At 46.3% G+C, this 12,292-nt stretch carries 10 protein-coding genes, 2 tRNA genes and 1 riboswitch; of the genes, 2 read left to right on the forward strand and 10 right to left on the reverse strand.

The genetic code is table 11. The features are described 5' to 3' along the window. Positions 1-83: 83 nt before the first annotated feature. A tRNA-Asn gene (locus NHB34_RS04565) sits at positions 84-159 on the reverse strand. 21 nt (positions 160-180) lie between these two features. Between NHB34_RS04565 and thiD the strand changes: the two genes are divergently transcribed. Continuing rightward, entirely contained in the window at positions 181-1,062 is an 882-nt protein-coding gene (thiD, locus tag NHB34_RS04570; protein ID WP_353428447.1) for a bifunctional hydroxymethylpyrimidine kinase/phosphomethylpyrimidine kinase, read from the forward strand. A gap of 26 nt (positions 1,063-1,088) precedes the next feature. Here the strand turns inward: thiD and thiE are convergent, their stop codons facing one another. The 9 genes from thiE to NHB34_RS04615 form a co-directional block, all read right to left on the reverse strand. Beyond that, positions 1,089-2,015 (reverse strand): thiamine phosphate synthase, encoded by a 927-nt coding sequence (gene thiE, locus NHB34_RS04575; RefSeq protein ID WP_353428448.1) that lies wholly within the window; start codon positions 2,013-2,015, stop codon positions 1,089-1,091. An 18-nt stretch (positions 2,016-2,033) separates the two neighbouring features. Further along, positions 2,034-2,828, reverse strand: coding sequence for a thiazole synthase (locus tag NHB34_RS04580; RefSeq protein WP_353428539.1), 795 nt, complete (start codon positions 2,826-2,828; stop codon positions 2,034-2,036). Between the two features lie 56 nt (positions 2,829-2,884). Beyond that, positions 2,885-3,082 carry a sulfur carrier protein ThiS gene (thiS, locus tag NHB34_RS04585; RefSeq protein ID WP_353428449.1) on the reverse strand — a complete coding sequence of 66 codons (198 nt, stop codon included), beginning with the start codon at positions 3,080-3,082 and terminating at the stop codon, positions 2,885-2,887. Further along, positions 3,073-4,212 (reverse strand): FAD-dependent oxidoreductase, encoded by a 1,140-nt coding sequence (locus tag NHB34_RS04590; RefSeq protein WP_353428450.1) that lies wholly within the window; start codon positions 4,210-4,212, stop codon positions 3,073-3,075. The genes thiS and NHB34_RS04590 overlap by 10 nt, the downstream gene beginning before the upstream one ends. A 17-nt stretch (positions 4,213-4,229) precedes the next feature. Beyond that, entirely contained in the window at positions 4,230-6,152 is a 1,923-nt protein-coding gene (gene thiC, locus NHB34_RS04595) for a phosphomethylpyrimidine synthase ThiC (protein WP_353428451.1), read from the reverse strand. Between the two features lie 37 nt (positions 6,153-6,189). Next, a riboswitch (TPP riboswitch) is annotated at positions 6,190-6,298 on the reverse strand. A 74-nt stretch (positions 6,299-6,372) separates the two neighbouring features. After that, entirely contained in the window at positions 6,373-7,206 is an 834-nt protein-coding gene (locus NHB34_RS04600; protein WP_353428452.1) for a DUF4743 domain-containing protein, read from the reverse strand. 224 nt (positions 7,207-7,430) lie between these two features. After that, positions 7,431-7,505 (reverse strand) — tRNA-Arg (locus NHB34_RS04605). A 213-nt stretch (positions 7,506-7,718) separates the two neighbouring features. Next, positions 7,719-8,918, reverse strand: coding sequence for an MFS transporter (locus NHB34_RS04610; protein ID WP_353428453.1), 1,200 nt, complete (start codon positions 8,916-8,918; stop codon positions 7,719-7,721). Between the two features lie 29 nt (positions 8,919-8,947). Beyond that, positions 8,948-10,168: a CaiB/BaiF CoA-transferase family protein gene (locus tag NHB34_RS04615; protein WP_353428540.1), complete on the reverse strand. Its 1,221-nt coding sequence runs from the start codon at positions 10,166-10,168 to the stop codon at positions 8,948-8,950. Positions 10,169-10,245: 77 nt separating this feature from the next. Here NHB34_RS04615 and NHB34_RS04620 point away from each other — a divergent pair, with 77 nt between their 5' ends. After that, positions 10,246-12,234 carry a DNA topoisomerase IV subunit B gene (locus tag NHB34_RS04620; RefSeq protein ID WP_353428454.1) on the forward strand — a complete coding sequence of 663 codons (1,989 nt, stop codon included), beginning with the start codon at positions 10,246-10,248 and terminating at the stop codon, positions 12,232-12,234. Positions 12,235-12,292: the final 58 nt, after the last annotated feature.

Below are 12,292 nucleotides of genomic sequence, written 5' to 3' on the forward strand. Positions count from 1 at the left end.
CATCAAGAATCTGCGCTCAGTTCATCTTAAAAGGAGAGGTATAAAAACGAAAACCCCCAGATTTCTCTGAGGGTTTTGGTATTTGGCTCCTCGACCTGGGCTCGAACCAGGGACCTACGGATTAACAGTCCGGCGCTCTACCGACTGAGCTATCGAGGAATAAGCCGATATTATAGCAAGATGGAAACACTTCTCCCCACTTCTGTACAGATTCCCAAGGTGCTAACCATTGCTGGTTCTGATAGCGGCGGTGGAGCAGGCCTTCAGGCGGACCTCAAGGTAATTACTGCCTTAGGCGGCTACGGGATGTCTGTGATTACCGCCATTACGGCACAGAATACGCTGGGAGTTACACGGATTCAGGATGTGGATCTAGATGTAGTTGAGTCTCAGATCGATGCGGTTATATCGGATATTGGTGTTGATATCGTTAAGATTGGGATGCTGGCTAGCCCTGAAATCGTGCAAACAGTAGCAAAAACTTTACGTAAATATGGGTCTAAAAAAGTAGTTTTAGATCCCGTATTACGTGCTACCTCTGGCGCTAGTCTAGGTGGCGATGACACTGCGCAAGCAATTATTAAAGAGCTGTTTCCACTGGCTTTCTTGGTCACTCCAAACATGGATGAAGCATCCTTATTGTTGGGCCGTGATATTGCGAGTCCTGATGAATTTAAATCAGCCGCGCAAGAACTATTAGATCTGGGCTCACAGTCTGTTCTCATTAAGGGAGGGCATCTTGATCGTGCCCATACACAAATTACCGATTACTTAATGTGGCGGACTAATGAAGATGATCTTGAGGTTGTGCAGTCTAAAGAGTTCAAGCATTATCGCGTCAATACTGCAAACACCCATGGTACGGGTTGCTCATTGGCATCTGCAATAGCGACTTACCTCGCAGCTGGTCATGACTTATCTCATGCAGTTGCTAAAGGAATTGCATATGTGGAAGCCGGACTTGAAGCAGGTCGTTTTTTGAGTATAGGTGAGGGCCCAGGACCCTTATGGCATATGCACGATTTTTACCCAACTGCTTTATTGGATGAGAAAAAAAGCTAGCCTATTGTGATTGCGACGCGGATGAATTAGGCGCGCATCAACTCTTGTAAATGTTTTACAGCCGCCTTGGGGTCATTGGCTTGAGTGATGGCACGCACAACCGCAATAGAGCCAACACCACTTTTAGCCACTGCATGAATACTTTCTTGATCAATACCCCCGATGGCTACCAATGGGTAATGACTCATGAGTTTGGCGTATTGATATAGCCTACCTAAGCCTTGGGGTGCAGTAGGCATTTGCTTTAGATTGGTTGGAAAGACTGCTCCCATAGCGATATAACTGGGACAAAAGCGATCTGCAATCACCATTTCTGCATAGCCATGGGTGCTTATACCCAATCTAAGTCCAGCGGATCGGATTTGCTCAAGATCAGCATGCTCCAAATCTTCTTGGCCGAGATGAACGCCGTATGCTTGCGCATCAATCGCTTCTTCCCAGTAATCATTAATGAATAACAAAGTTTTACTACCTTCAGTAGCCTTAACAGCTTCTTTAATTTGTTTTCTGATCTTGTATCGATCTTCAGACTTAAAGCGCAATTGAACAGTGGGTAACTCAGCTTCCACCATGCGCTTTACCCAATCTGCATCTGGCATGACACCATAAAGACCTAAACGCTTGGGGCACTCCTTAAATGCCTTCGGGTTCATGTTCCGAGTCCATGGCAACAAATCAAAGTGCTCTGGTCTGCTTGGCCACTTAAACGGATTAAAGCCGCCATCCTGAATGGTCATCCGTGACCAAGCTTTGCCCAGCGTTTTCGCATCGGGTTCTATAAAACCCATCTCAATTGCAGCTAGAGCACCTGCGAGTTCGTAATGATCTGTAGCGAGTTCATTGTCTATGCGAGGCGGTGGAGAGCTAATGGAATAGCTTGGGATTGGCAAACACAACTCATCATGGCGATGCGCCGCAATAATTTGGTCTGCTAAATCTCGTATTAAGCTCATCTAATTACCTTTAATTCCTTAGCTTTGGTGCCAAAAGGGGGTACCAACGAGCGGGGTGCTAGCTTGCGCAGATGTTTGAGGTTTCATGGCGCCAGATAGGAAGGCGCTTCGCCCGGCATGGGTGGCCATGGTAAACGCCTTTGCCATCGCAACAGGGTCTTCTGAAAGAGCTACTGCAGTATTGAGTAAGACGCCATCAAATCCCCATTCCATCACGCTACAGGCATGAGATGGCAAGCCAAGACCAGCATCAACAATCAGAGCGACCTGGATACGATCACGCAACAGTTTCATTGCATAAGGATTGAGCGGCCCCTGTCCAGTGCCAATTGGGGCAGCCCATGGCATGATAGCCTGACAACCAGCATCTACCAAACGTTGGCACAAAATTAAGTCTTCAGTACAGTAGGGCAATACCTTGAAGCCATCTTTAATTAATGTTTCAGCTGTTTGAACTAAACGCAGGGTATCTGGTTGCAAGGTGTAGTCATCGCCAATGAGCTCTAACTTAATCCAATTCGTTTCGAATACTTCACGTGCCATCTGAGCGGTTGTGATGACTTCTTGTGGACTATGACAGCCTGCCGTGTTTGGTAATACTGGAACAGCCATTTTTTTTAGCAAATCCCAAAAGCCACTGTGTGCTTCAGCGGTGCTGGAACCTTGGCGACGTAGGCTTACCGTAATCATCGCAGGATTGGCGGCAAGCACAGCATTTTCCAAAATCTGCGGTGAAGGATAGCGAGAAGTGCCTAAGAGCAAGCGACTAGCAAAGCTCTCACCGTACAAAACTAGTGGATCAGCATGATTCATTTGGCTGGGTAGTGGCGCTGTCATAACTTTGAGATTTGGTACGTTAGTAAATGGACCTAGCCGCCTGTAACTGGGGCAATCACTTCAATTTGATCGTTTTCATTTAGAGCATGCAGAGCATATTGTGACTTCGGAATAAAGTTTAAATTCACTGCGACCGCAAAAGGCGGCTTCGCATTAATTAAGTTGAGTACATCTGCAATCATGCTCTGTGAGGGTAATTCATATTCGATTTGATTAACGATTATGCGCATACGCCTGCCTCATGAATCAAATTAGTAACGCTTAAACCTAGCTCAAGGGCGGTATTACTTTGACCACTCTCCAATAGCTCAATGGTTGCATCTAGCACCGCAGGAGAAATCATAAAACCATGACGATACAGGCCATTGATCAAGATCAAATCCGTTAACCCTTTTTCTTTTTTGATGAGTACTTCAGGGAGATTATTTTTTAGCGTTGGACGACATTGCGTTGCCATTTCTAAAATTCTCGATTCTGCAAATCCACTGTGTACTGTGTAAACAGCGCTGAGTAATTCCATGGCAGAGCGGACGCTCATTGGCGATAAGTCTTCCGATTCAATTTCAGTAGCACCAACCACGTACACATCATTCTCTTTGGGTGCAATATATATTGGATAGCGAGGATGTATTAAGCGAGTAGGTCTTCGTAATTTGACCTCGGGGGCATATAAACGGATCACCTCGCCACGCACACCCCGTAATGATCTTATGTTATTTGTATGAGATGACCAGGCATCTTTTGCGCCATTGCCCCGGCAATCAAGAATGCAATGGTATCCAGAATCGTTTCGCAAAGCTTCTGGATCTAGCTCTGTATTCCAATGACATGAAACTCCCAGGGTGTCGAGCTCAGATAGCAGTGCATCTAGCAGTTGTCGATTATCTAATTGACCCTCATTGGGAAGATAGAGGCCTTGAGTAAATCGTTCGGCAACGCTTGGTTCAAAGTCTAATAATTCTTGAGCATTTAATCTGCGCGGTGGGCTGAGCTGACTATTGTGCAAACTATTTTTATCTAAGTGGCTGGTAAAGCGTTCTGCCTCTGCCGCATCTTGCCGATGCCAAAGTATTAATGTGCCGTCTTGTTGAAAAAAAACGGGTGAAGATAATTCTTCAATAAGGGCTTTCCAGCGAGGAAGGCTGTAGACCCCCATTCGCACTACTGAATCTTCTGTAATAGCAGATTCAGCAAGAGGGGCTAGCATTGCTGCTGCCACCCGAGCTGCGGATTCGTTACCTCTCGCATCGCCTTTGTCAAATAATTCAACCTTAGCGCCGCGTTTTGCCAGAGAAAGTGATAGCAGCCGGCCCATCAGGCCGGCGCCAACAATGGCAAAGCGTTTGTTAGCAAAGGTCATATTGTTATTGACAACGCTTACTGATAAATTTCACTGCCACGTTTACGGAACTCAGCAGACATTTCTTCCATGCCTTTGTCTGGATCGGTGGATTGCGCAATCGGAATCACCTTGGCATCGGTATTAAGGGTCGCAGCGTAATCACGAACTTCTTGAGTGATTTTCATTGAGCAGAACTTTGGCCCACACATAGAGCAGAAGTGCGCAATTTTTGCACCTTCAGCAGGTAGGGTTGCATCATGATATTCACGAGCGCGCTCAGGGTCTAAGCCCAAATTAAATTGATCTTCCCAGCGGAACTCAAAGCGCGCTTTAGAAAGAGCGTTATCACGTACTTGAGCCCCTGGTAAACCTTTTGCAAGGTCTGCACCATGTGCTGCAATCTTGTAGGTGATGATGCCTTCACGCACATCTTCCTTATCTGGAAGTCCTAAATGTTCTTTTGGGGTGACATAGCAAAGCATTGCAGTGCCGTACCAGCCAATTTGTGCTGCACCAATACCGCTGGTGATGTGGTCATAACCAGGAGCAATATCAGTAATCAAGGGTCCAAGAGTGTAGAAGGGGGCTTCTAAGCAATGCTTCAGCTCTTCTGTCATATTCTCTTCAATGCGCTGCATCGGAACGTGTCCTGGGCCTTCAATCATGACTTGGACATCATGCTTCCAGGCTTTTGCAGTCAATTCACCAAGGGTATGGAGTTCCCCAAACTGCGCAGCATCATTGGAATCGGCAATACAACCTGGGCGTAATCCATCGCCCAAGCTAAAGGAAACATCGTAAGCCTTCATGATCTCGCAAATCTCATCGAACTTGGTATAGAGGAAGTTCTCTTTATGGTGAGCTAAGCACCATTTAGCCATGATGGAGCCACCTCTTGAAACGATGCCAGTAATGCGATCTGCAGTTAAAGGCACATAACGTAGCAATACACCCGCATGGATTGTGAAATAGTCCACGCCTTGTTCAGCTTGCTCAATGAGGGTATCGCGGAACATTTCCCAGGTGAGGTCCTCAGCTATTCCACCTGTTTTATCTAGTGCTTGATAAATTGGTACGGTACCGATAGGTACTGGTGAGTTACGAATGATCCATTCACGTGTTTCATGGATATGTTTACCTGTAGAGAGGTCCATGATGGTGTCTGCGCCCCAGCGAATAGACCAAACCATTTTTTCAACTTCCTCGTTTATTGAAGAAGTTACCGCAGAGTTACCCAAGTTACCATTAATCTTCACGCGGAAGTTTCTGCCGATAATCATGGGCTCTAATTCAGGGTGATTGATGTTTGCTGGAATAATCGCGCGACCTGCCGCTATTTCAGAGCGCACAAATTCACCAGTAATGACATCGGGAAGATTGGCTCCATAGGATTTTCCAGGATGCTGTTTGAGTAACTGCTTATAGGCTGGGTCTTTGCGTAACTGTTCTAGACCCATTGATTCGCGTAGTGCAACGTATTCCATTTCCGGAGTCACAATTCCCTTGCGTGCGTAATGCATCTGACTGACGTTATGTCCAGACTTGGCTACGCGCGGAGCGCTGATATGTGCAAATCGTAAGTTTTGGGTTGCAGCATCATTGGCACGAGCAACGCCATACTCAGAACTAGGCCCAGATAATTGTTCGGTGTCATTGCGCTCAGCAATCCAGTTATCACGCAATCTCGGTAAGCCTTTTTCCAAATTGATGACAATTTCAGGATCGCTGTAGGGACCAGAGGTGTCATAAACGGGTACAGGGGGATTAGGAATCAGTTGCTCGCCAGCTCGTGTAGGCAATTGCTCAATCATCCGTATCGGCGCTTTGATATCTGCGCGGGATCCCTGCAAATAGGTTTTGGTAGATGCGGGATATGCAAACTTTTGTCCAAAGTCGCGCTCCAAGCTTTTGAGGCTTGGGATTTCGTGTTTGCTTGATTTTTGATTGCCTGAGCTCATGTCCATCTCCTTACTGTTTTAGATGGACGAAACCGGGTGTCGGTCTGATGTAACTCCCCACGCCAGCATTATCTGGATCGGGTTTTAGGGTCTCTCTCAGCGCCTCTAAGCAAAACCTGCTTATAAGGGCACCCCTGTTTCATCCTTAACCTAGATTTAACCACGAAAAGAGGGCGGGGCGCATGACCCTCGTCAATAGCCGTTGCTGCGGTTGCTCGATTTACTTATTGCGACGCAAAATGAAGTCAGCAGTGACAAAGGCGGCATCGCTAGTGAATTCATCGGCCAAGATGCGCGCAGCGGCTTCGGCATAGGAGACCTCAATGAACCCGCTGACCTCTCCATCATGGTTGGTTGGAACAAATTGCTTGGGGAGTTCTAAATCGTAAATAAAGAGCTGCTCGTCATGAAACCCACGCTCATTTGCAATACGACGCATATGAATTCGTCCGATGGGTTCGATGTCATCCGAAATATGCTCGGGGACTCCAGCTTCCTCCCATAGTTCGCGACGCGCATTAACCCACGGAGTTTCATCAGCGTTAATGCCGCCAGCAGCAAGATTATCTAATTTACCCGGATCAGTTGGCTTATTTTCACTTCTTCTTCCCAGCCAAATGGTATTGGCTTTTGTGTAGCCATTGATGTGTGAAGCCATGCTCCTAAAACCAAATGTTCTAAATGCAGCACGTTCTAGGCGAAAGTATTTGTGACCGTTTTGATCAACCCATGCAAATTCCTCATTACGCCATCCAGGAATAAAACCGCCTTGGCGCATATGGTTTGCTAAGAGCTTTAGGGTTGCCGACAGCTCTTTTGGACGCCCCAGCAGTATCGATAACCGATCATGCGTCATTCTTGCTAAATCTACGGATTGTTTTTCAAACAAACTGTGTAAGTGCGGAATGAAATCAGGACTGAGATAACCGATGGGTTGATCCTCGTGATTGCCACGAGAAAAATAAATGGGCATGAAATCCGCGGGGGCAGGCCTTGCGGTGTTTTGCAACATTTCTTCAAGTGCTGCGATGGTGCTAGTTGATAAGGCTGGCATGGGACTTAGTGTAAGCGAGCTTTAAAAAGATCAAAAATTTTCAATCACTCATACCATAAATGAAATCAAAAGCTATAAATATTTTTTAGAACGATATTCAATTTTCTGACAAGAATCTTCTGCACACAAATTAAGCACGCTAGGTCTCTCTATACAAATCCTCGACTTACGAAAACTTTTAAGGATTTATCCACATGGTCTGTGGATAAGTTCTCACACAGAAATGGTCCCGCCGACAGGAATCGAACCTGTATCCCACGCTTAGGAGGCATGTGCACTATCCATTGTGCTACGGCGAGATGCATACATTGAGAAAAGTATGCTAGGAAATAAAGTTCAAATACTAACCGAGATAGGTGATCTTAATCATTCGTTACCAACCACACAGAGCCCACACTTGATTCGTGATCGATATCATCATTTCGGGAGCGTAGTAGGCGGAAAACACGAATAACAAAATTAGTAGAGCGAAACCATACGCAATCATTTTCCAGAGTGAGGCATTTCGTGTTCTAGGCATTTGCAACCCGATGAATAGCACGCTCTTTAACTGGTAAGTTGACCAAAAAAGCAAATACACCCAACGCAATAGCAAGCTGCCAAACAATGAGGTAAGAGCCGGTGCGGTCAAATAAATAACCGCCTAGGAAAGCACCACAGAAACTACCGAGCTGATGCGAGAAAAATACTAAGCCTGAGAGCATGGTGAGGTACTTAACACCAAAAATCTGAGCTACGATGCCATTGGTCAGAGGGATGGTAGAAAGCCAAAGAAATCCCATAATGGCTGCGAACACATAGGTCGTAATAGGGCTCAGTGGTAAGATTAAGAAGCCAGCGATAGCGATGGCACGACCCAGATAAATACTTGATAGCAAATAACGCTTTGGAAAGCGTTGCCCCAAAATTCCAGCACTATAGGTGCCAAAGATATTAAATAAGCCAATCAATGCAAGAGCAGTGGTGGCAACCGCAGGCGCGCCAACAGCAGGGTAGATCGAAGATAGGTCTTTCAGGTAAGGGGCTAGATGGACAGCAATAAAGACTACCTGAAACCCGCATACAAAATAGCCAAGTGTGAGCAAGCGAAAGCTAGGATTGCCAATTGCCTCTTTCAGTGCCTCTTTGATCGTTTGTTCACCCAATTGATGTTGATGAGCAAAATTTTTCTCACGTAAGAAAAAAGCTGTCGGGATCATTAAGCTGGCCATTAAGGCCAAAATCACTAGGGCATCTTGAGCGCCAAATGTGCTCAATAATCCTTGCTCAGCAGGAATCATTAAGAATTGGCCAAATGATCCAGCGGCTGCAGCAATGCCCATTGCCCAAACGCGTTTATCTGCAGGAACGTTACGACCCAAAATACCGTAGACCACGCTGTAGGTAGTTGCGGTTTGAGCAAGACCGATTAGTAAGCCACCCGCAATGGTGAAGTTGAGAGCGTCTGTAGAAATCGCCATGCCAATCAAGCCAAGTGCGTAAAGTGCACCACCTGCAATCATGATCTTAAATGCACCAAAACGATCGGCTAGGGCGCCCGTGACCGGCTGCACAGCGCCCCAAATCAGATTTTGTAATGCAATAGTCAGTGCAAAGGTTTCACGTCCCCAACCGTTGGCCATTGTGATCGGTAAGTTAAATAATCCAAAGCCATGACGAATTCCCATAGACATCGTCACCATGAACCCTCCAAAGATCAAGACCTGGGTCATAGTCAAGGAGGTTTTAGGGCTCGCGCTCATTAAATGATTCCTTTTTCTCGAAGTTGAGTAATGGCAACATCATCCAAATGAAGGCGCTCATGCAAGACCTCATTAGTGTGTTGTCCTAGAGTGGGCGGCGCCATCCGAACTTCCGTTGGTGTTTTGGATAACTTCATAGGGCTTGCTACGAGTTTCATTGTGCCAACTGTCGGGTGTGGCACATTAATCTGCACCTCTCTAGCAATCACCTGCTCATTCTCAAATACTTCTTTGAAATTATTAATAGGGCCACAAGGTACATTGGCTTCCTCTAGAAGTGCAATCCACTCTCCCTTAGTTTTTTTACGAGTCATTGCTTCAAGCAATGGAACCAGTTGCTTACGATGCAGTACGCGATCAGGATTGGTGCGGTATAAGGGGTCGTCAGCAAGATGCGCTTCTCCGCCTGCGGTCACAAAGTGACGAAACTGACCGTCATTACCCGCACCAACAATCATCCAGCCATCTGATGTCGGAAAGGTTTGGTATGGCACGATGATGGGGGAGGCGTTTCCCCAGCGACGGGGTATCTCACCAGAAGTCAGGTACGCACTAGAGACATTAGCCATCACCGCAACTTGCGTATCTAACAAAGACATATCAATGTATTGACCTTCACCTGTATGATCGCGGTGCACTACAGCCGCCAATATTGCCGTAGAGGCATACATACCAGTAAAAATATCGGCAATAGCAACACCGGATTTCTGGGGGCTTGCGCCTTCAACATCTTCAGCTTCGCCAGTCACACTCATAAAGCCACCCATACCCTGGATGATGAAGTCATATCCAGGACGATGTGCATAAGGACCAGTTTGCCCAAAACCGGTAATAGAGCAATAGATCAAATCTGGCTTAATCTGCTTGAGACTTTCGTAATCAAGACCATATTTAGCAAGATCGCCGACCTTATAGTTTTCAATAACTACATCTGATTCTTTGGCCAGTTGGCGAATGATGTGTTGGCCTTCGGGTTTACTGATATCAACGGTTATCGAGCGCTTATTGCGATTGATGCAAATAAAATAGGCAGATTCTTCAGTGTCGAGACCATTTGGATCTTTAGCAAAGGGAGGGCCCCAGTGCCGGGTATCGTCACCAGCTCCAGGACGTTCCACTTTGATGACATCCGCCCCCAGATCAGCAAGATTCTGAGCGCACCAAGGACCAGCAAGCACGCGGCTGAGGTCTAAAACACGAATATGACTTAAGGCTCCCATACCTAATTTTGGCATGGATAGCAGGGGATTATTGGAAAAGTCCGACCTCTTCTCAGACATGACTACAATTTTGGCGCATGGCTACCCGTAAAATTTCCGAATACAGCGAATCGTCGATTCAGGTCCTAAAAGGGCTTGAGCCAGTCCGTCAGCGGCCTGGAATGTACACGCGCACAGATAATCCCCTTCATATTATTCAAGAGGTCTTGGATAATGCTTCAGACGAAGCTTTAGGTGGATATGGCAAACAAATTATTGTGACCATGCATACCGATGGCAGCGTGAGCGTCGAAGATGATGGGCGTGGAATTCCGGTGGGTATGCATCCCACTGAAAAGTTACCTGTTGTAGAAATCGTATTTACCCAATTGCATGCTGGCGGTAAATTTGAAAAAGGAACTGGCGGTGCATATGCATTCTCTGGTGGCTTGCATGGTGTAGGTGTTTCGGTAACGAATGCTTTATCTAAACGTCTTGAGGTAACCGTATGGCGTGATGGCCAAATCTCAACACTAATCTTTGCTGATGGCAAAGTGATTGAGAAACTGAAATCTAGGCCTGCATCAAAAGACGATAAATCGCATGGTACGCGTGTGCGTGCATGGCCGGATGGTAAATACTTTGATAGTGCTGCTATACCCATGGCAGAGTTGGTCCGCCTCCTCAGATCCAAAGCAGTTCTATTGCCTGGCGTTAAGGTCACCCTCATACAAGAAAAGTCTGGTGAAAGTCAGTCATGGCAATACGCTCAAGGCTTGCGTGGCTATTTAAATGAGGCGATTGCACAAGCAGGACATGGTCCTGAAGTCATTCCGCCATTTGAAGGCGAGCAATATGCAACCGGTACTGGTGATGATGACTCATTTGCCGAGGGTGAGGGTGCAGCTTGGGTAGTTTCTTGGACTGAAGATGGTGCACCAGTACGTGAGAGTTATGTGAATCTCATCCCTACCCCTGCAGGGGGCACCCATGAGAGTGGTCTACGCGAAGGATTGTTTAATGCAGTAAAAGGTTTTATTGAGATGCATGCATTACAACCAAAGGGTGTAAAGCTGATGCCCGAAGATGTATTTGCACGCGCCTCATTTATTTTGTCCGCCAAAGTATTAGACCCTCAATTTCAGGGGCAGATAAAAGAGCGCTTAAATTCTCGCGATGCTGTGCGCTTGGTTTCAGGTTACGCCAAATCAGCTTTAGAGCTTTGGCTTAATCAGCATGTTGATTATGGTCGCAAACTTGCTGACTTAGTTATCAAGCAGGCACAAGCCCGCACTCGAGCTGGACAAAAAGTAGAGAAGAAAAAATCGTCCGGAGTTGCAGTATTGCCCGGTAAATTGACGGATTGTGAGAGCGAAGACATTGCTCAAAATGAAATATTCCTGGTAGAAGGTGACTCAGCTGGTGGTTCTGCCAAGATGGGGCGCAATAAGGAGTACCAGGCGATATTACCTTTACGCGGAAAAGTATTAAATACTTGGGAGGCTGAACGCGATCGTTTGTTTGCTAATAACGAGGTGCACGATATTGCCGTTGCGATTGGCGTGGATCCACATGGACCGAATGATGATCCTGATCTATCCAATTTACGCTACGGCAAGATTTGTATTTTGTCTGATGCGGATGTGGATGGTGCGCATATTCAGGTATTGCTACTGACCCTGTTTTACAAGCATTTCCCTAAATTGATCGATTTAGGCCATGTGCATATTTCTCGGCCGCCATTATTTAGGGTTGATGCGCCTGCGAGAGGCAAGAAACCAGCGCAAAAAATATATGCCTTAGACGCTAGTGAACTTCAGGCAATTGAAGATAAATTGCGTAAAGAAGGGGTTAAAGAAACAGCTTGGCAAATCTCCCGCTTTAAAGGTTTGGGTGAGATGAGTGCTGAGCAGTTATGGGATACCACCTTGAATCCTGATACACGTCGCTTGCTACCTGTAACGCTTGGATCCTGGACAGAAGACGAAACCTTTAAAACCATGGATATGTTGATGGGTAAATCAGAATCTGGTGCGCGCCGCGATTGGCTTGAAGAGCGTGGTAATGAAGTTGAGGCGGATATTTAATGGCTACTAAGAAGACACCAGGCAAAAATAAAGTTGCCGAGCAAGCGGATTTATTTTC

The organism is Polynucleobacter sp. MWH-UH19D (assembly GCF_040409795.1).
Taxonomy (GTDB): Bacteria; Pseudomonadota; Gammaproteobacteria; order Burkholderiales; family Burkholderiaceae; genus Polynucleobacter.

Bases quoted from the DNA above. Each gene is read 5' to 3' on its own strand.
- thiD (WP_353428447.1), top strand. From the start codon at position 181: ATGGAAACACTTCTCCCCACTTCTGTACAGATTCCCAAGGTGCTAACC.
- thiE (WP_353428448.1), bottom strand. From the start codon at position 2,015: ATGAGCTTAATACGAGATTTAGCAGACCAAATTATTGCGGCGCATCGC.
- NHB34_RS04580 (WP_353428539.1), bottom strand. From the start codon at position 2,828: ATGAATCATGCTGATCCACTAGTTTTGTACGGTGAGAGCTTTGCTAGT.
- thiS (WP_353428449.1), bottom strand. From the start codon at position 3,082: ATGCGCATAATCGTTAATCAAATCGAATATGAATTACCCTCACAGAGC.
- NHB34_RS04590 (WP_353428450.1), bottom strand. From the start codon at position 4,212: ATGACCTTTGCTAACAAACGCTTTGCCATTGTTGGCGCCGGCCTGATG.
- thiC (WP_353428451.1), bottom strand. From the start codon at position 6,152: ATGAGCTCAGGCAATCAAAAATCAAGCAAACACGAAATCCCAAGCCTC.
- NHB34_RS04600 (WP_353428452.1), bottom strand. From the start codon at position 7,206: ATGCCAGCCTTATCAACTAGCACCATCGCAGCACTTGAAGAAATGTTG.
- NHB34_RS04610 (WP_353428453.1), bottom strand. From the start codon at position 8,918: ATGACCCAGGTCTTGATCTTTGGAGGGTTCATGGTGACGATGTCTATG.
- NHB34_RS04615 (WP_353428540.1), bottom strand. From the start codon at position 10,168: ATGGGAGCCTTAAGTCATATTCGTGTTTTAGACCTCAGCCGCGTGCTT.
- NHB34_RS04620 (WP_353428454.1), top strand. From the start codon at position 10,246: ATGGCTACCCGTAAAATTTCCGAATACAGCGAATCGTCGATTCAGGTC.